The organism is Vibrio sp. ED002 (assembly GCF_023277445.1).
GTDB lineage: Bacteria > Pseudomonadota > Gammaproteobacteria > Enterobacterales > Vibrionaceae > Vibrio > Vibrio jasicida.
Genome location: NZ_CP080238.1, coordinates 1,397,985 through 1,417,885 on the forward strand (window position 1 = coordinate 1,397,985; position 19,901 = coordinate 1,417,885).

Sequence of the window (19,901 nt, forward strand, 5' to 3'; positions counted from 1 at the left end):
ACCACTTTAGAGAAAGGAGTAAAAATAAGCGGCCCCGCTTTACAGCATCGTTAACGGGGCTGCCATGATGACTTACCCTCGAAACTCGTAAGCATCGCTCTGAGAGTCTGGAACACCCTTAAACTGAGCGCGTTCGATGTCCAGAATCGTTCGATAACTCAAAGATAGAAGTGCGATTTGGAAGGCTCCAAAAATACCGAAAATAACGCCAGATACGACCAATGCGAAAAGATGGGTGAACTCAGCGAACACAAATTGACTAACCGATCCCACAACCAAAGGAATTAGCCCCATCAAAATAAAAATCTGCTTGTTGAAAGGACGACTTTGTCTCCATGCATCACCAAGGCTTCTCGGTTCACGATCTAACGCCGTTGCAGGTAACACTAAGGACCAACGGGAAAGAACCCAGTATCCCGGAACACTCAGCAGCAAGGTAACAAGGTTCATTGTGAACTCACTGATCTCTCCGCCTTCAAAGACGATAAAAAACGTCACGAGAAATATTGGTAACGCGATGATCAAGCCCATTGATAAACCGAACAAAATCCACCAGCCAATAAACCGTAACTCTCGCATGGATAAGCGCATCACATCGAGAACAGAACGCATGTATTCATGAGCAAGATAAATACGGTGGATGCGAACCGCCGCCATTGCCGCAACCAGAGGGTACAAAAGGAAAGTCGTAATAAAGAAACCAGCACCAAAGTTAGAAAAGTCAGGCTCTTGCGACCCTTGAACTAGGGCTTCTTGGTATTGGGTAATAAAGATCGTGTGAACCACGATCAAAGGAATACAAGCGACAACTATCGCGAGCAGGTTTGCTCTGACCATTACTACTGCTTCTTGGCAAAGAGCCGCAACAGAAAACCGATTATCAGACATAAAAATATCCTTACTTTTATAAATATCTAGCCATAGATTACGCCTCAAGAATAGAAGGCGTACAAAAATAAAGGTGAAACTCATCTCATAGTAAAAAGATCGATGAGTACATTGTTGGAATAAGAATGAACAGAAAAAAGCCACTCAAAAGAGTGGCTTTGAAACATCAATTAAGTACGGCGACGCCAACCAAGTAGCGTCAGTAGCATTAATGCCCAATAAGAGACACTACCGCCACTGTCAGATTTTTTGAAATCGACACTCTTAACTGAAGCCACGACGGAAACATTGATGGATCCTTTGGTAGTACCACCCATGCCATCAGAAACAGTGTATTCCAACTGAACGTTAGCGACTTTATCATCTGGTGCTTGATATTCGACTTTACCGTTAAGGACACTCGCAGAGCCGTCTCCAGACAAGTTATTTACACTTTGCAATATGAGCGTGTCTCCATTGAAATCCGAATCATTACTCAACACATCAATCACAATACTCTTACCCGCTTCAACACTGGCAGAGTCTGGTTGCGTCACCGGCGCAGTATTCTCAACTTCAACATCGACTGTTGCACTTGAAGACAATCCGCTTGGATCGGTGACCGTCACTTGGAACGTTAGAACCTCACCGGCTTTCGTACCTTGAACGACACTAAAACTTGCGTCTGCGCTGCTTGTATTCGTCAATGTTGCTGCCGTACCGGAGGTTTGTACCCACGTATATTCAAGCGTATCGCCATCTGGGTCCGTACTCGATGCCGCTGATAAGCTTCCTTTGCCATCAACACTCATGCTGCTGGTATCAACGTCAATACTCGCGGTTGGCGCTTCATTTTGACCATTCACTGTCACTTGAACGGTGACTGATGCCGAGTTCAATGCACCATCAGAAGAAACAAGACGATATTGGAAACGATCAGTCCCTACAAAGCCCATTTGTGGTTGGTATTTATTCCCACTAATAGATCCATGTGTCGGTTGCTGCGTGTATTCAACATTAAATTGATAACCTGGAGCAACAAAGTCATTGTCCATTAAGTTCAGATCAACAGAAACATTCTTATCGGTTTCAATGATATCGGCTTTTGCTTCAACAAGGCTGTTTGTGTCGATATCAAATAAGGCGGCGAAAGGAATGAAAGAAAAGCTTTGTCTCGTTAAACCATTTGCGTAAATCGCGTTGCTGCGACCAGCCCACATCGTTGGTTGAGATTGCAATTCTGTCGCTAACGCACTTTCAAAATTGAAATTAGTTTCAAAACGCCCACCTTCAAGCTCAACGACTAGCAAGTGATGACCCGCACTTAGCTGACTAGGTTGATCAAAAAGAATACGTGAGGAACCTTGCAAAGAACCTTCTTGTAGCAACTGAGCTTCACCTTCCTCTAACCACAGGCTGTAAGTTTCTAAACCTGTTGATGGAAAACGCCACACCTTATAATTCATCGAATTCTCAAAGCTGTCTAACGTGGCGTAAACCTGAAGGCCATCAAGTTGCGATGCGGCTTTGAGGTCAATAGAAATGCCCAACGCGTTATCCGTTCCCGACATCACATAGCCTTGATAGAACGAATTTTTCCAAGCCGATTTATTTGGCTCATTTGGCATCGTTAATGAGAAGGTCGCGCTACTGGCGTTACTCGTAATATTCGAAATAGTGACGTCAGTGTTGTATCCCGTAATACTACTCAAGCTAGGAATAGAGAAATCAGAGATAGCCGTAGCACCATTTGGGTACAAATCGCCACTGTCACTTGGGAATCCCCACTCAAGCTCACGCTCACCATCGGCTTGCATGATTTGCACCTGCATATCGCCAGCACCATTGAAAGGATTCAAGATATTCACCGACGTAGCGAGAACACCTTCTCCTGTCAATGCACGGTCGTAATCAACATGGGTACGATTTTCAAGGTAAACGCGAGGGCCATGTTCTTTTAAGTAAGGATCAAGGTAAACCAGCTCTACCTCGCCATTCGATACCGAGGAAGATTCGTCCGTTTGGGCAATTTCTGGTACGACAAACCCAGCGGCATGCTTGCTCCACGCACTCATATTAACGGGGGTATCGCCAGCATAGCTGTCCCCTGGTTTCATCGCCCATGAACCAGCGCCCATCACTCCCCACTGACCAATAGAGGCCAAACCGTTGTAGGAGTATAGGTCCGGTAAACCAAGCATAAGATGACCAAGTTCGTGAACGATCACTCCCAATGTCGATTGATGCGTCACTTGGAAATCAGCAAACACGCAATACTCTGTGATCGTTTTACCGTCGATGGTTACATCATCATGAGAGAATTTGTGCGGCCAAATTGATGGACGATCAAGATAGTCTGTCGAACGGTCACCACCAGCAAAAATAAACATCACTGACAGTTCTGTCGGGTCAATACGCCCGTTGTCATTGACATCGTATTGAGCCAAGTTTAAGTACGGGTCCAATTTTTGATAGGCCTCCGCAAAAACGGCCTTGGTCTTTACATCACACGCATCACCACCAAAACTGCTGTTACAATCTGGGTGGTTTTGGTTAACGCTAACACCGATCACACCATCATTTTCCGTCCCGTATGTTTCAACGGCTGGAACAACACGATATTGCCCTTTCGAGTTCTTGTCGTAGTAATCCACCACACTTTGACGATTTTCACCAAACACCAAAGGTTGGAAATCATGCATCATCGCTTGATCATTAAAGGACACTTCGACAACCAATAGTGGTTGCTGCTTAACACTCGCCCCACTCATCGCTTGAATTCCCTGAGCTTGGCGCATCATATTGGCGCGCGCTCTTGGTTCTATGCCTTTCAATGAAGACATCGACTGCTTGAGCAAGACGCTTGGGCGATTTTTTGCAATGGCAGGTGCAGTGGCTGCTTGTGTCTTTTCAACACCCGTTGAAACCAAAATAGGGCGATCGGATTTACGTTCAATTTGGGCGTAAAACCAAGTCTCACCCTGTTTGATCAGCGCATTACCTTGTTTATCTTCGTGCCAGTGAAAACTTGCGCTACCACGCAGAATCACATCACTAGAAGTACCATCGCTTAGGGCGACTACCCGCCAATTGGGGGAAGGAGGGGTGGTTGCCATGCTTTGACCAGATACGAAAGCGGCCAGCATGGTGAGTGCTAGTGTCTTAAACTTCAAACTACGGCTCCATGAGTTCGATGCGCGAATTACGCATTCCATACGCAAATAAAACAACAAGTTGTATATGAAAGAACTATGGGATAGTACAGAAATCGTTAAGGATTGAAATACTACTAATGCAAATAAATCGAAATTATTCTCATTTCTGCAGCGTATTTATAAAAAACGCGAGCGCAGTTAAAACGCCATACTCGCGTAATCGTTTGCTGATAACAGATCTATTACTAACCAGTTAAGACATTGTCTTCTGGGTATTTGATTAGCGTTGGTTCTGGACGCGCTAGCATATAAGCCAGTGTCAGTGGACCAATACGACCAATGATCATCACTACTATCATGATGTACTTGCCTGGTTCAGAAAGATCAGCCGTCAAACCAGCAGTTAATCCAACAGTCGCAAAAGCAGAAATCGTCTCGAACATCACCTTATCAAAGTCGGCTTTCTCGGTGAGCATGAGCAAAAACATTGCCGTCGTGAGAATAGCCCCGCTCACAACAATAATCGCAAGCGACTTAGTAACGGTTTGCCAATTGACGGTACGTTTGAAAATGACGACATGCTTTTTCTGACGAAGGAACGCCCATGTCGCCATAAACGCGACAGCAAAGGTAGACACCTTAATACCACCGCCGGTTGAGGTAGAACCCGCACCGATAAGCATCAATACAATCATCACCAACAGAGCTGGTTGAGTAAATTGTGCTAGATCGACACTATTAAAACCCGCTGTACGTGCGCTGGCAGATTGGAAGAACGCCGCTAACCACTGCCCCGCTACAGGCAAAGATTCCATTGTGTTCGGGTTGTGTCTTTCCAATAACCAGAACATGATGGTCCCAACGGCAAGCAATACGGGGGTCGCAATCAACATGATCTTGGTATGCAAGTGCAAAAAGTGAAAACCTTTTCGCCAATGCAACCACAAGTCACCAATAACAGTGAAACCCAAACCACCGAATATGAACAATGCCGCCAACGTAAAGATCACCACTGGGTCATTCACAAAGCTCATCATGCTATCTGAGAACAATGCAAATCCGGCGTTGTTGAACGCAGAGATAGAATGGAACAGTGCGTAGAACATCCCCGTTTGCCAACCCATTTCAGGCACCCAACGGAAAGAAAGGAAAATAAAACCTATCGTTTCTGCGATCAGGGCAAACACCACGATTTTCTTAACCAGCTTACGCAAGTTAACCTGACGGTCTTGTCCTAAGGCATCTTTTGCCAAGGCTTGTTGGCGCAAGCTAAGGCGAACACCAAACATATAAAGCAATACCGCAGATAACGTCATTTGCCCTAGCCCACCGATTTGCATCAAGCACATCAGCAAAATCTTACCGGCCAAGGTGAAGTGTTGCCCCGTATCAACGACCCCAAGCCCCGTCACACTGATGGCAGAAGTCGCAGTAAATAGCGCATCTGTAATCGACAGACCGGTCACCGAAAACATAGGTAAGGTTAGCAAAACAGCAGAAGGCAATAACACACCGAGAAAGCTCAGCAATATAATGCGCGGCTCGCCACCTTTCGCTTTATCTCGTTTGCCGTCTGGGACGTAGAACACGCCTCTCTGGTGAAATTGGCTCATAATGATTTCAGCTTGCTTGCTAATTTATCTTGAGGGCCGACAACAATAATAAGGTCACCAATTTCTAATGTCGTGGTGAGCTCGGGCGCTTTGATGATTTCTGGACCACGCTTAAAGCCCAGCACTTGAACACCTTCCACTTTGCACAAAGCCAGTTCGCCCAAGGTTTTGCCCATCCAACGAGAGCCAATGACAAACTCAGTCATTGCCAAGCCACTGCCCAGAGGGTGGAACTCCAGCACACGCTTATCCAACATCTTACGTGCAACGCGGATACCCATGTCTCGCTCTGGCATGATCACGTGGTCTGCACCAATTTTTTGCAGTACGCGAGCTTGGAAGCGGTCGTTTGCCTTCACCCAAACGGATTTCACGCCGGCTTCCTTCGCGATCAAAGTGGCGAGGATGCTGGCATTAACATCAGCACCGATGGCGATCATGACCATGTCATAGTCATCAAGCTTAAGTTCGGTCACCGTCTCTTCATGAGTGCAGTTTGCAACAATGGCTTGGCTAACAAAACTCGCCGCTTCTTTTACACGATCTTCATTAACGTCTACCGCCAAAACTTGTGAGCCAGAATCTTGCAGTTCTTTACACACGGCTAAGCCGAAACGACCTAGACCAATTACAGCAAATTGCTTATCACCCGTTTTCATTTGTGCCTCATTTATGCGTTGAATAGCAAGCGCGAAAGTCTGCGCCTATTCCCTATCATCTGCAAACTAGACGACAGAAAATTGACAGAAGATTAACTGAAACATTCGCACAAAAACTTTTTAAAGCGTAGACGCAACTAGCGAGTTTTCCTACTTATTGTCAATTAAATCAGAACAATAGCTAACTGACTCACACTCATGCTATTCAAACAGTTATCAATATATATTTTTGACAGATGCTTTATTTGCAAAGACTATCAATCCCGAAAATTATTTCGTGTTCTTTGCTTTTTGCACGTATAAAAACCAACCAAGTTGATCTTTTCATCAACAAATTAGCCATTTACTCTGACGTTTGTTATAGTGCGCGCCGACAAATTAGTTTGTACTCTAAGTAGTTTTGAGAGGGATGATGTCTACAACTAAGGATAAGTACAGTATTGATAATACTGACTACACGGTCGGCCAAGACAACGTTCAAAAGTGGGGATTTGATGTTCATAACCCTGTTTTTGGCACCAGCGCTGGCTTGATCATTATTTTTTTAATCGCACTTCTGCTCGTCGACCCAGCCACTGCAAAAGCAAGCCTTGATGGTGTCAAATGGCAGATCATCGGAAGCTTTGATGATCTCTTCATGTGGGCTGGCAATATCTTTTTAATCTTCTGTATTGGTTTGATCTTTTCTCCTTTTGGCAAGATCCGCATTGGCGGTGAGAACGCAAAGCCGGAACATTCCAACATTTCTTGGATTGCGATGTTGTTTGCTGCTGGCATGGGCATCGGTCTCATGTTTTGGGGCGTTGCCGAACCTGTCGCATACTTTACAGGTTGGTACGAGACTCCACTTGGCGTAACGCCATTTACAGAAGAAGCCAAACAAGTCGCACTTGGGGCAACTATGTTCCACTGGGGTCTGCACCCTTGGGCAATCTACGCCGTTGTTGCACTGTCTATGGCTTTCTTTGCCTTTAATAAAGGCCTACCACTTTCAATCCGTTCCGTCTTTTACCCACTGCTTGGTGATCGCACGTGGGGTTGGTTTGGCCATGTGATTGATGTTCTGGCCGTGCTCGCAACACTCTTTGGTCTAGCGACCTCGTTAGGTCTAGGCGCGCAGCAAGCTGCAAGCGGTATCGCGCATGTGATGGGCATTGAAAGTGGCATTGGAATGCAACTTGGGGTGATCGCTTTCGTTACTACACTTGCGGTTGTGTCGGTCATTCGAGGAATCGATGGCGGCGTAAAAGTGCTGAGCAACATCAACCTTACTATGGCTTTTGCTCTATTGGTCTTTGTTATCCTAGCGGGTCTTGCCGTCGCGTTGAGTACTATCCCGACTACGCTAATGGGTTACGTTGAGAACATTATTCCTCTTAGCAACCCGTATGGCCGAGAAGATGAAGCGTGGATGCACGGTTGGACGGTGTTCTACTGGGCTTGGTGGATTTCATGGTCACCATGTGTGGGTATGTTCATTGCACGAGTATCAAAAGGACGTACGGTTCGCGAATTCCTTACTGCTGTGATTTTAATTCCGACGCTCATAACGCTAATTTGGATGTCCGCATTTGGTGGCATTGCGATAGACCAAGTAATGAACAAAGTGGGAGAGCTTGGTACGAATGGGCTTACCGACCTAACACTGTCACTATTCTATGCTTATGAAGCAATGCCAATGAGCTCGATTTTGTCTGTCATTTCGATTGTTCTGATCATGGTGTTCTTTATTACCTCGTCAGACTCTGCATCGTTGGTTGTCGATAGTATTACCGCTGGTGGTAAAGTGGATGCGCCAGTACCACAACGTATCTTCTGGGCAACCATAGAAGGTGCTATTGCGGCTGTTCTACTGTGGATTGGTGGTACAGAAGCAATTCAAGCCCTGCAAGCCGGTACGATTTCAACTGGTCTGCCATTCACCATCATTCTATTGGTTATGTGTGTCAGTCTGGTGATGGGTATGCGCACAGAACCTCAGTTCATTCAGCGACGTTTAGCGAAAGCGAACTAGACAGACAGAACCTGAACCCACCTAGCTTGAACAGGGTTGTAAAAAGCAAAGAAGCCGCATCGAAATGCGGCTTCTTTTTTTAGTTCTGCGTCTTTAACAAGGATTATTTTTAATCGCGCTTGTCAGCGTTGTCTCGACGAGGACGATCATTGTCTTGTGGTTTACGTTTGTTCTTTGGTACGTAGTTCAAGATAGAAATTGGCACAGGCTTTCTTGGTGTGAAACCTTCGATTTCCACACGTTCAAGCAAGTGACCCAGACGGCTTTCAATCATGCATAGGTTTTTGAAGTCATCTTTTGATACCAGTGAAATCGCTTCACCTTGTGCACCAGCACGGCCAGTACGACCAATACGGTGAACGTATTCATCCGCTGGGAATGGCAAGTCGTAGTTAATAACAACAGGTAGGTTGTCGATATCAATACCACGCGCCGCAACACCCGTTGCCACTAAGTACTGGATTTCACCCGCTTTAAACTGCTCAATCAATTCTTGGCGAACGCGTTGGTTACGACCACTGTGGAACGCCTCTGCCACGATACCACGCTTCTCTAGTTGAGAAACCAACTTCGCCGCGCCGTGTTTTGTCTCGATAAACACCAACACTTGCGACCAGTCGTTTTCCGTCAGCATATGGCTCAGTAGTGACGACTTCATGTCTTTATCGACGGTAGTGATCCACTGCTTGATGTTCGACTTAGATGCGCTGTGCTTCGCAATGGTGATCTCTTCAGGGTCAACGATAGCGTTTTTCGCCAAGTCACGAACTGGGTTTGATAGCGTCGCTGAGAACAACAAGCTTTGAATGTCTTCTGGCATGCAATCGACGATCTTATCAATCGAATCGATAAAGCCCATATCCAACATCTTATCGGCTTCATCCAGAACCAGCATTTCCACTTCATCAAAGTGAATGGCACGTTGGCCGTAAAGGTCAATCAAACGGCCTGGCGTGCTTACGACAATATCCACGCCTTCAATCAGCGCTTGTTTCTGTGGCGCATAATCCACACCACCAAACATCGCCATAGAACGAAGCGATAAGTTTTTGCCGTATGCCTCGATGCTCTGGTGTACTTGAAGTGCTAACTCACGTGTCGGGGTCAAAATGATCGCACGAGCGCGCTTCTTACGCTGAGTTTCCCCTTTGCTGAGTTTTTCTAAGATTGGTAGTACAAAGCCAGCAGTCTTACCGGTACCAGTTTGTGCTGCGGCAATCAAATTGCTGCCACGCAAAACAATCGGAATGGCTTTTTGTTGGATAGAAGTCGGTTTTTCATAACCCAGCGCCTTCACTGCATCAGTGATAGGTGCGCTTAAACCAAGCTTAGAAAATGGCATAGAAAAGTCTCAACAGAGGAAATGGGCGCGTAGTGTATCAGAATCCGAACTAAGTAACAGAATCATTCATACTTGAACAAGCCGGAGACGATAAGCAAATTCTATCCTTTTAATAAGGCATCTGATTGTTACAGCGTGATGATTTATTGACCACCTCACATTTCTTCCCCTTGAACCTCGTTATGCTGCAAGAGTGTGCATCACTGGAAAACTTCATGGATATTTTATTACTGGTTGGATTAATAGCGCTTAATGGTGTTTTTGCCATGTCTGAGATAGCGTTAGTCACAGCCAAAAGCGGCCGACTGAAAAAGTTTGCCCAACACAGCGCTTCTGCCCGCCTCGCTCTACAATTAAAAAACAACCCAACGCAATTCCTCTCCACAATCCAAATCGGCATCACCGTGATTGGTATCCTCAGCGGTATTTTTGGTGAAGCCACCCTTTCAGTTCCCTTTGAGCATTGGCTTGTCGCACAAGGCCTAGAACGAGAGGTCGCCACCATCCTTGCCACCGCCATTGTCGTCGTCGTGATCACCTACTTTGCAATCGTAGTGGGTGAGCTAGTTCCGAAACGCTTCGCTCAAAACAACCCAGAGCATATTGCTGTTCTTGTGGCCTACCCTATTCATTGGTTGGCCAAGTTAACGACTCCGTTTGTCATGTTACTGACGCTATCGACAGAATCTTTACTGAGATTGCTACGCCAAAACCACACCGGTGAAGTCGTAACAGAAGAAGATATATTTGCTGTGGTCAGTGAAGGTTCTGAATGTGGTGCAATCGAGCCTCAGGAACAGCTGATGATCCGTAACCTTCTGCACTTGAATGACCGCTTGGCGCTCTCTTTAATGACACCACGCTGTGACATTCACTATCTCGATCTGGATTTACCACTCGATGCAATACTGAAGAATTTACGTCAAACTCAGCATTCCGTTTGGCCGGTATGTAAAGGCGGCTTGGATAACATCATTGGGACCATTTCTTCTAAAGCGTTGCTCGATGAGTATGACGAGCTATCAATATCGCGGTTAGCAAAATTACTCAAACGTTCACGTTTTGTTCCTGAGTCCATGAAAGGGCTACCGTTGCTCAACTACATGCAGCAAACCAGCACCGAAATGGTCTTTATCGTTGACGAATATGGCGACGTGCAGGGCCTAGTGACACACTACGATTTGCTCAAATCTATCGCTGGTGAGTTAGGCATGGCACCACAGCAAATCTGGGCGAAAAAACAGAAAGACGGCAGTTGGATAATGGACGCCTTGATTCCGATGAATGAGCTGAAATACAAACTTGAGCTCAGCAGCATTGAGGGAGAAGAAAGCGAGGGCTTCCAAACCTTAAATGGTTTTCTGACTTGGTTAATTGGCCGCGTGCCTGCTCAAGGAGAAACCGTTGAATATCAACAGTGGCAATTTGACGTGTTGCAGGTCAAGAGCAATCGGATCACACAAGTTAAAGTAACGGAAATGGTGAGAGAATTCGAAGCTGAGCAATAAGACTAATTACGAATTTACGAGTGTTTAACTCAAACAAAAAAACAGCCTCTCGATAGAGGCTGTTTTGCTAAATGAGATTCACGATCTTCGTTTCGATTAGAACAAGTACGTTGCGCTTACATACGCACTACGGCCTTTTTCAGAGTAGCCGTAGTAATCGTCTTCATCGTCCAACTCGACATCAAAAATGTTGTTTAAACCCGCTTTAAGGTTCAACTGTTGGAAATCGTAACCCACACCAAGACCGACTAGCGTGTAACCATCCACCGTTTTGTTTTCACGGCTTAGGTTCGTGATCACTTGTTCACCGATGTAATTCACACGAGCAAACGTTGTGAATGAATCAAACACTTTCCAATTGACGTCCAGGTTCGCTAGATGCTCAGGTGTTTGCATGAGCGTATCACCTGTACTCTTGTCTTTAGCGTCCGTGTAAGTGTAGTTACCTTTCAGGTTGATGCTGTCTGTAATGTCATACCAACCTTCAACCTCAATACCTTTGATCTCCGCTTTACCGATGTTTTGGTAAGTGAAGATTGGCATAGGGCCATCCATACCAACAACCTTGGTTAGGTCACGTTCGATCTTGTTCTTCAAGTCCGTGTAGTAGTACATCAGACCTACGCCCATTGATGTTGATTCGTACGCAAGACCTGCTTCGTAGCTTTCTGATTCTTCCGGTTTAAGATCATCATTACCCGTTAACCAACAACGGTTACCACAACTGATTACGCGAACTTGGTCGCTGCTTTCCATCATGCCAGGAGCTCGGAAGCCACCACCAGCACCGCCTTTCAAGACAAACTCATCGGTGATGCTGTAAACGGCATAAGCACGCGGGCTAAAGTGACTGCCATAGACCTCATGAAAATCTTGACGGCCACCCAATGTCAGCGCCAGTTTGTCGAGATCAAATTCACCTTGAACAAATACCGCACCTTGGTAGTTATCGATATCACCAGATGGAACATCACGGCTGTTTTTCAGCTCAGAAGTACGGTATTCACCACCGAATACCCACTCATGCGAATCTCGCCACAAACCAGAAAGTTTGAAATCGAGAGTATTATTTTGTAAGTCGACATCCGCAGCGCCGTTAGTGTAAGCCGTACTTGCATCGTCAAGTTGCATGCTCTCACCGTAGAGACGTACTTGTGAATCTACCGTGTCCCAAGCGCCTTCATGCGTTAAACCGTAGTTCCAGCGCGTCGAGTCTTGTGTGTTCGTTTGAGGGCCTGAACGAGGGTGAACCCAATCTGCTTCACGCTCATCTTTGGTGTAGATAACATCCGCAATCAAACGCTGTTCTTCGGTTAATTGCCATGCGAGCTCACCAAACACATTGGTCGTGTCTTTCTGCTCTAGCGCATCAAAATTAGGATTTGTGTCTGTGCGCCAAGGGTCACGTGTAGAGCTTTCAACAATGATGCTGCCTTCTACATTTTGCGTCAGTTCGCCGCTCGCGTAAGCATGACCTTTCAGACCATCACCACCGTCACCTTCAAGAACGCTCTCGTATTCAAGACCAACCGAGCCGGATAACTCTTCCGTTGGTGATTTCAAGATCACGTTCACCACACCACCCATGGCCTCAGAACCATAAAGGGAAGAAACCGGGCCACGAACCACTTCAATACGCTGAATAGCCGTTAAAGGGATACTCGATAGGTCAAAGTCATTACCTCGAATAAGCGCATCTTGTGAGTTAATTCGACGACCATTGATCAAGATTAGCGTGTGCTTGGAATCCAAACCACGAATACGGATAGTATTACGACCATAAGCGGTGCTGCTCAAAACACTCACACCCGTCGCACTACGAATCGCTTCTGAGATATCTTTCACTGGCATCTTTGAGATGTCTTCTGCGGTAATAACCGAAACAGAAGCTGGTGCGGTCAATTCTGAGTGTTGGGTAAGGGTTGCAGTAACAACCATACGTTCCATTTCCAACACTTCATCTTGATCATCAGCAACAGCATAACCACTTAGCGCCGTCAAAAGTGCTCCTGCGAGCATAGAAGGCATAAATGTGGGCTTTTTAACTAAACTTTTCACTGCATATCCTTATATCTATTTTATAAATAAATTGAGCTCGCAAACTCTAATAAACGAATGTATAAATGACAATTATTATTACTCGTATTAGCATTTACATTTGAGCTGTATTGTATTTTTGAACTGCAACAGGTTGAAAAGTGACACTATTGAAAAACGACAAGCTAGTTAACATTCTTGCCCCTCTCTGTCTTCACTTAGAAAGTGCCAGTCCAACGGTTCACATCGTAAAAGCCACACCCGATATGTACGATAAAGTGGGCCTTCTCGAGGAAGAGCAACAAATTCATAAAGCCGTTAAAAAGCGTCAACGAGAATTCCGAGCCGGACGTCAATCCGCTCGAGAAGCCATAAAGCGATTGGTATCAAACGATTCTGAATTAGCTCAGGTACCCATTCTTTCAGGCAAAGCTAGAGAGCCCTTATTCCCGAGCCTCATCAGCGGCAGCATCAGTCACACCGACAGCCTATGCCTCGCAGCGTGTGCGTTAAAAAGTGAAGTACCGAGTTTGGGTATTGATGTGGAAAACAATACCCCTCTCGCCTCGCACCTTTTTTCTAGCATCTACACCCAGAGCGAAAAGACATTAATGGAAACGTCCAACACCCTCCCCGATGCACTGATATTCAGCATTAAAGAGAGCCTGTTTAAATGTCTCTACCCGTTTGTTCAGGTGTACTTCGACTTTCTAGATGCACAAATCACCCTGCAGCCGGACGCTGAAAACGCCGGTCAATTTCACTTCGAACTGATTGGAGAGAATCGAACTTTATTGCAGGCTAACTTGCCGAATCTCTCCTTTCATGGCCACTATTGCTTTACCGAGCAATATGTTTTCTCGTTGTGCTTTTTTTCCTCATGAATATGTCATTATTTTTGTTCAATAACCTTTTTGATCACCATTTGTTGTCGCGCATTAACCAGCGGCAACCGTTGTTCTAAAAGCGCTTTCCACATTGGCGGTACTGTGACGCCCTTGGCATCTAACTGACGCGTTTGTGGACCTAAATACCAATAGGCATCCACCAGCTGCTCAAGGGAAGTAAACGCGTAAGGGTTCACCAGTGGCTTTTTCGGAATAATGTCGAGAAACGATTTCTTTTTAAGATGAGGCTGCGTCGTTGTATAAATACCCCGCTCAGTGCTGCCCCATTCACTTGGTAAAATGTGTGGCCAAACTGATACATATTGTTCGCCAAACTTCTGTTTCGCTAGGTCACCAAAAGTTTTATGTTTGGACATGAACCCTAAGGTTGGAGAACGCTTAAGAATGTGCCTTGCTCCAACAAGCACCACCACACCCTGTGCCTGTTTCTGTTGCAGCTTTTCAACGCCGTCCACTAAGGTTTGGTCACGTTGAGCATTCAACTTACTCAGTTCAGAAGGATGTTGAATGGCTTGCCAATTGAACGACGGCTCCGTCAGCACGACTTTGATCGGCACGTTGCGCTCAGCATTCGCAGCTCGCAATCGATGAAAAAATTGGCCGTAACACGGATGCATCCATGCAGGAAAAGCGATTGAATCTAACCATACGGCAGCCAATTCAGTGTCGGTGACCGCCTCTCCCAATAAGTAGTTGTTAAGCAGCGCTTGATGCTTAGCGTTACCAAACTCGATGAACAAATGCGTGAATGCCCCATCCAATTGAGGAGCGAGCAACACATCGGTCATTTGCTCAAATAAATCGGCATACCAATGTGCCTCGCCAAGCGCCAAAATAGCGCCTGATTCCAACTTATTTTTGAAGAAAGTCAGAGGGGAAATCATCCCCTCCAACATCGCACTTGGCTTAGATTGAGCTGTCGAATCAAACATCGAAATTCTCTCTCAACTCTTTCACCATATGCGTACCGATTTCACGCAGCATATCTGGGCGCATCATGTCACGGTGAATACAGGCCACATCAATCACTTTCAAGTCGCCGTCCATGTATTTGAACCATCCATTGCGATCCAAAAAGGCCTCTTCTGGTGGCTTCTCAGCATTAAAGAACAGCACATCGCCTTGATATTGATAGTCAATGGCATCACGGACACGTTGGTTGTTGTTGATTACGACATCGATCATCGCCGTGATGGTTTCAGTACTTAAATGCGCCATAGACGAGCCCGCATCCTGTAAGATATCGATCACTTCTGGCTTCGTAATACTGGAATGCGCGGCTTCATCAAACTCAACGCCGGCCATACGAATCAGTGCGCCGAGCGCTTGCTCTTCTCCCGGTGGATGGATGGTTTGCCACTGCTCTGCAGGGTAAGAATCTAACAGCGTAACCAAACCAACTTCTTGGCCTTGTTCTTGTAAGATGCCCGCCATTAGGTGAACAATCATGCCACCAATTGACCAGCCCAGAAGATGGTAAGGACCAAAAGGTTGCTCTTCACGAATCGCGGCAACGTAGTCTTCTGCCATTTCTTTCATGCTCTTTGGCAATGGTGCAGAAGGGTCACCCAGATTACGAGCTTGCACGCCATAGAGAGGAACATTGGATGGAATGATCGGCGTTAAAGCCGCGTAGCACCAACTTAAGCCACCCGCAGGGTGTACACAGAAAATGGCCGCTTTCCCTTCACGTTTACGCAGTGGCAATAACATGTTCAGGGCATCATCACTTTCACTGCCATTCAACTTGGCGGCAATCCCAGAGACAGTCGGCGATTCAAATACGGCTGCCAATGACAGTTCAATTCCCATGATTTCTTTCACATGAGCAATCAACTGTGCGGCAAGCAAAGAGTGACCACCTAGTTCAAAGAAGTTGTCGTCAACGCCTACCGCAGGTAAATCAAGCAGTTGGCAGAACAGCTTACACAAACGTTCTTCAACAAGGTTGCTTGGCCCTTTTGTACCGACCTGACCAGACAAATCAGGCTTCGGCAACGCGTTGCGATCCAGCTTACCGTTTGGCGTTAACGGGAAAGTATCCAACGTCACAAAGTAACTTGGAACCATGTACTCTGGCAGCGGTTCGGCAAGGAATCGCTGCAGCAAGTTGCTATCAACACCCTGTTCTGGATCTTCTGCCGTAACATACGCTACGAGGCGTTTGTCACCATCGGCATATTCCTGCGCCAATACCGCAACTTGCGCGACACTTGGGTGATTTGCTAAGGCGTTTTCAATTTCTTCAAGCTCAATACGGAAACCTCGGATCTTGACCTGAAAATCACTACGCCCACAGTATTCAATCGCCCCGTCTTTTCGCCAACGAGCCAAATCACCAGATAAGTACATTCGGCTGCCTTTTGGTCCGAATGGGCTTTCAATGAAACGCTCTGCGGTCAGTTCTGGCTGGCCGTGATAACCCAACGCTAATTGTCGACCCGCAATATAAAGATGACCGACGACACCCGGCGGTACTGGATTTAATGCATCATCCAAAATGTAAATTTGGGTGTTCCACACAGGGCGGCCTATTGGTGTCGAATTACCTTGCGCATTCGCCTCACTTGGCCAATAAGTCACATCAACGGCCGCTTCTGTCGGACCGTACAAGTTGTGCAATGGCGCACTAAAGTCTTGGTAATAATGATTCACCAATTCCATCGGTAGCGCTTCACCACTACAAAAAACTTGGCGTAAACTCTGGCACAAATTGGCATCGGCTTGTTGGACGAAGATTTGCAGCATTGAAGGCACAAAGTGCAAGGTCGTGATTTTCTCTCGATGGATAAGATCTTGCAGATAAATAGGATCTTTATGCCCCTCCGGTTTTGCGACCACCAAGCATGAACCGACGATCATTGGCCAGAAAAATTCCCAAATAGAGACATCAAAACCTGCAGGCGTTTTTTGTAATACCCGGTCCTTGGCATCAATTGGGTATTGGTCGTGCATCCAAAGTAGTCGGTTGACGATAGCATCGTGAGTAACCACAACACCTTTTGGTTTGCCCGTAGAACCAGAGGTATAAATCATGTAAGCCGGAGAGTGAGGTTCCGGACGCACTTGTGGTGGTAATGCCTCAACCACCTTATAAATAGTTGGCAACGTCGCGTCATCAACCAACTTCACCTCCACACCTTGTGGCAATTTGCTTTGTAGCTCGGTCGTCGAGAATACAAACTTCGGTGCAGAAGATTCCAACATGTAGTGGATTCGGCCTTCTGGGTAATCTGGATCGATCGGTACGTAAACCGCACCAGCAGCAAGAATCGCCTGTTGTACGACAATCAGTTCTTCACTTCTTGGGATGCAAACCGCAATGCGATCTCCCAGCTCAACCCCTTGCGCGGTTAACCAGTTCGTCAAGGAGTACACTTTTTTCGCTAACTGCTCATAGCTGAGCTTTTGTCCTTCAAAAATGAGGGCGGGAGCATGAGGCGTCAGAATACGTTGCCTTGCCAACAAGGCAGCTAGGGTCGTTTCTGGCACCTCGTGGTCGGTATCATTCCAAGTTTCGATGACCTTTTCTTTCTCCCCAGAGAGAAGAATATTCACGTCACTGATTTGGCATAACGATGGGTCTTGAGCTTGCGCGCTTGCAAAAAAGTCGCTCATAAAGTGGAACAAGCGCTGCTGGTGCTCTTTAATGTCTTGGTCAGAATACAGCTCTGGATTGGCATCCATATCTATGTGAAGTTGACCGTCAAGCTCATAACAATAGAAGGAAATATCATCCACGGGCCCCGCTGACAGGTTATGCGCTTTCGAAGCCAACTCGCCAAATTTATGTTCATACTCAAACGGCATGATATTGACCAAAGGGCCAAATAGATTGCGGTTGTCTTTTACTAGATTCAATTCGCGGTGCAGTTCTTCATAGCGGTACCCTTGGTGACGACGAACAGATGAGAACTCTTGGTTTACCTGTTTAACTAGCGTTTTGATGTCCGTATCTTGAGTAAAACTCACTCGTACTGGCAAGATATTCACTCGCATCGCTGGCGTTTGAATTGCCACTGAACCTAAGCGCCCCATCAACGGCACACCAAGCACCACCTCGTTGGAACGCGTCATACGATGAACATACGCAGCAATGGAAGCGATCAGCACACTGTACCAGTGCGTTCGGCATTGCTTCGCCAACGATTCCATATGCTGGAAGTCTTCTACTGGCATCGCGCCTTTCAAGCGTAAGAAGTGATCAGATGTCACTGTCGGTTTACCCGCTAAGTTAACCGTATCAGAGTGGTCGGCATAACGTTGTAAGTAGAAGGTACGGTCTTTTTGGTATTTATCCGACGCTTTATAGTCGTTATCTTCTTTAAGCAAAGCGTGTTGATCCACCAATTGGATCTCGTCAAACTGCTCTCCCTTCGTAAGTTGGCCATAGATATGAGCAATACGCGAAGCGATCAACGACATGCTGTAGCCGTCAATAGCAATGTGGTGAAGTGACAGGAACCAAACAAACTTATCTTCTGCAAGCTTAAGCAGCGCCATAATAAACAATGGGCCTTGCTCCAAATCAACGGGCTGCTTCAACTCTTTCTTCATCCAATCCACTGCAGACTCGAGTGGCACATCATGTTGCGAGAAGTCGATTCGCTCTACCTGCCAGTTTTGTCTATCAATCACCATGCGAGGGCCTTCGGTGGTAGTGACAAACTTCGCGTGTAACGAGTCAACTTCATCAATGGCGGTTTTTACCGCTTCAACAAAACAAGGCTCATCCACCTTGCCATCAATCACTAAGTATTCGCCAGTCTTGTAAATTGGGTTATCCGGGTCGCGCAACTGAGCAAACCAAATCCCTGCTTGGGCATCCGTAAGCGGCAGCAATTGCTCCGCTGTATAAGGTAAATCGTACATGTCCATTCCTTTGTTACTCTTCCTCGTAGGCTGTTAAGTCAGCTTCTTCTCAATCAGTTGCCACCAATCTTGCACACTGGGCTTGGCAGCAAGTTCCATAAAACTCACGTCTAGACCAGCTTGCTGCCAGTTACCGACCAGTGACATCATACGAACCGAATCTAAACCGAAATCCAGCAGGCTATCTTCCGGCGTCATTTCATCGACTGGCACTTCTAGCAATGCCGCTAACTGCTGAGTTAAATGTTGCTGAGATTGAGGAATGGAAAAGTCATCACCGACAAATTCATCTGCACTGCTGATTTGAGATAGCAATTGCTGCTTATCCAACACATAGCCACAGCGACCTGCGACATAATTGAGAGCCATTTCATGATCGTTCGCTGAGAAGTCTGCGACAGCATCAGAAACCATAAAAGCTTTAATATCGGTCATGAACGCTTCGGCAGCGGTTTGCAAACAACCAATGTGGGCATAAATACCTACGATGATCAGCTGGTCACGACCCGTTTCATCCATCATGGATTTAAGCGGAGTACGCTGAAACGCACTGTAACGCCACTTGGTGTAAACAATGTCTTGTTCAGAAGGCGCAAGCGCAGGGAAAATACGCGTAATATCATCATCCGCTTTCAGACCTGGTCCCCAAAAGTCCGTTAGTAAGGCACGGTCTTCTTGGCGTTGGTCACCCGGTTGAGCGGTGTAAACCACAGGGATACCCGCATCGATACACGCTTGTTTAATTTGCTTAATATGATGAGTGAGCGTTTGGATCATCTCACTATCGACATCATAGAAATTGAGAAAATACTGCTGCATATCGTGAATCAATAATACAGCGCGCTTTGGCTCTACAGACCAATTTACGCGGTTTTCTGGCATCGGCTTAGATAGTGAATAACCAGAGATAGATGGAATGGCCATGG

General features: G+C 46.2%; 12 protein-coding genes. 3 read left to right on the forward strand and 9 right to left on the reverse strand.

Annotated features, from left to right (window positions below):
• Nucleotides 1-72: 72 nt before the first annotated feature.
• The 4 genes from ITG12_RS06465 to ITG12_RS06480 all read right to left on the reverse strand — a co-directional run bounded on the left by ITG12_RS06465 (nucleotide 73) and on the right by ITG12_RS06480 (nucleotide 6,294).
• Nucleotides 73-888 carry a hypothetical protein gene (locus ITG12_RS06465; RefSeq protein WP_045408745.1) on the reverse strand — a complete coding sequence of 272 codons (816 nt, stop codon included), beginning with the start codon at nucleotides 886-888 and terminating at the stop codon, nucleotides 73-75.
• A 170-nt stretch (nucleotides 889-1,058) separates the two neighbouring features.
• Nucleotides 1,059-4,040, reverse strand: a complete 2,982-nt coding sequence (locus ITG12_RS06470) for a M6 family metalloprotease domain-containing protein (protein WP_248873857.1) — start codon at nucleotides 4,038-4,040, stop codon at nucleotides 1,059-1,061.
• A gap of 227 nt (nucleotides 4,041-4,267) precedes the next feature.
• On the reverse strand, nucleotides 4,268-5,635 hold the full coding sequence (locus ITG12_RS06475; protein ID WP_042602174.1) for a TrkH family potassium uptake protein: 1,368 nt from the start codon (nucleotides 5,633-5,635) through the stop codon (nucleotides 4,268-4,270).
• The gene (locus tag ITG12_RS06480; protein WP_038865576.1) at nucleotides 5,632-6,294 is read right to left on the reverse strand and encodes a TrkA family potassium uptake protein; all 663 of its coding nucleotides are present in this window, start codon (nucleotides 6,292-6,294) and stop codon (nucleotides 5,632-5,634) included. Before ITG12_RS06480 ends, ITG12_RS06475 begins: the two co-directional genes overlap by 4 nt.
• 412 nt (nucleotides 6,295-6,706) lie before the next feature.
• On the opposite strand from ITG12_RS06480, the gene ITG12_RS06485 reads away from it, so the two are divergent.
• Nucleotides 6,707-8,308, forward strand: coding sequence for a BCCT family transporter (locus tag ITG12_RS06485; RefSeq protein WP_038865577.1), 1,602 nt, complete (start codon nucleotides 6,707-6,709; stop codon nucleotides 8,306-8,308).
• 109 nt (nucleotides 8,309-8,417) lie between these two features.
• Here the strand turns inward: ITG12_RS06485 and ITG12_RS06490 are convergent, their stop codons facing one another.
• On the reverse strand, nucleotides 8,418-9,650 hold the full coding sequence (locus tag ITG12_RS06490; protein WP_045408738.1) for a DEAD/DEAH box helicase: 1,233 nt from the start codon (nucleotides 9,648-9,650) through the stop codon (nucleotides 8,418-8,420).
• Between the two features lie 182 nt (nucleotides 9,651-9,832).
• Between ITG12_RS06490 and ITG12_RS06495 the strand changes: the two genes are divergently transcribed.
• Nucleotides 9,833-11,158 (forward strand): hemolysin family protein, encoded by a 1,326-nt coding sequence (locus ITG12_RS06495; protein ID WP_248873952.1) that lies wholly within the window; start codon nucleotides 9,833-9,835, stop codon nucleotides 11,156-11,158.
• Between the two features lie 96 nt (nucleotides 11,159-11,254).
• Here ITG12_RS06495 and ITG12_RS06500 read toward each other — a convergent pair whose 3' ends face one another.
• A complete protein-coding gene (locus ITG12_RS06500) occupies nucleotides 11,255-13,216 on the reverse strand; it encodes a TonB-dependent receptor (protein ID WP_248873858.1) in 1,962 nt (653 codons plus the stop codon).
• A gap of 140 nt (nucleotides 13,217-13,356) precedes the next feature.
• Here ITG12_RS06500 and ITG12_RS06505 point away from each other — a divergent pair, with 140 nt between their 5' ends.
• Nucleotides 13,357-14,079 carry a 4'-phosphopantetheinyl transferase superfamily protein gene (locus ITG12_RS06505; protein WP_038865582.1) on the forward strand — a complete coding sequence of 241 codons (723 nt, stop codon included), beginning with the start codon at nucleotides 13,357-13,359 and terminating at the stop codon, nucleotides 14,077-14,079.
• An 8-nt stretch (nucleotides 14,080-14,087) separates the two neighbouring features.
• Here the strand turns inward: ITG12_RS06505 and ITG12_RS06510 are convergent, their stop codons facing one another.
• Genes ITG12_RS06510 through ITG12_RS06520 form a run of 3 tightly spaced genes read right to left on the reverse strand, consistent with a single transcriptional unit; the run spans nucleotide 14,088 to nucleotide 19,899 of the window.
• On the reverse strand, nucleotides 14,088-15,035 hold the full coding sequence (locus ITG12_RS06510) for a hypothetical protein (protein WP_248873859.1): 948 nt from the start codon (nucleotides 15,033-15,035) through the stop codon (nucleotides 14,088-14,090).
• Complete coding sequence (locus ITG12_RS06515) at nucleotides 15,028-18,975, reverse strand: enterobactin synthase subunit F (RefSeq protein WP_104047118.1); 3,948 nt, start codon at nucleotides 18,973-18,975, stop codon at nucleotides 15,028-15,030. The genes ITG12_RS06510 and ITG12_RS06515 overlap by 8 nt, the downstream gene beginning before the upstream one ends.
• A 33-nt stretch (nucleotides 18,976-19,008) precedes the next feature.
• Entirely contained in the window at nucleotides 19,009-19,899 is an 891-nt protein-coding gene (locus tag ITG12_RS06520; protein WP_248873860.1) for an isochorismatase family protein, read from the reverse strand.
• Between the last annotated feature and the right edge of the window lie 2 nt (nucleotides 19,900-19,901).

Coding starts and splice junctions, on each gene's coding strand:
- ITG12_RS06485 (WP_038865577.1), top strand. CDS start 6,707: ATGTCTACAACTAAGGATAAGTACAGTATTGATAATACTGACTACACG.
- ITG12_RS06510 (WP_248873859.1), bottom strand. CDS start 15,035: ATGTTTGATTCGACAGCTCAATCTAAGCCAAGTGCGATGTTGGAGGGG.
- ITG12_RS06515 (WP_104047118.1), bottom strand. CDS start 18,975: ATGTACGATTTACCTTATACAGCGGAGCAATTGCTGCCGCTTACGGAT.
- ITG12_RS06490 (WP_045408738.1), bottom strand. CDS start 9,650: ATGCCATTTTCTAAGCTTGGTTTAAGCGCACCTATCACTGATGCAGTG.
- ITG12_RS06480 (WP_038865576.1), bottom strand. CDS start 6,294: ATGAAAACGGGTGATAAGCAATTTGCTGTAATTGGTCTAGGTCGTTTC.
- ITG12_RS06465 (WP_045408745.1), bottom strand. CDS start 888: ATGTCTGATAATCGGTTTTCTGTTGCGGCTCTTTGCCAAGAAGCAGTA.
- ITG12_RS06520 (WP_248873860.1), bottom strand. CDS start 19,899: ATGGCCATTCCATCTATCTCTGGTTATTCACTATCTAAGCCGATGCCA.
- ITG12_RS06495 (WP_248873952.1), top strand. CDS start 9,833: ATGCTGCAAGAGTGTGCATCACTGGAAAACTTCATGGATATTTTATTA.
- ITG12_RS06475 (WP_042602174.1), bottom strand. CDS start 5,635: ATGAGCCAATTTCACCAGAGAGGCGTGTTCTACGTCCCAGACGGCAAA.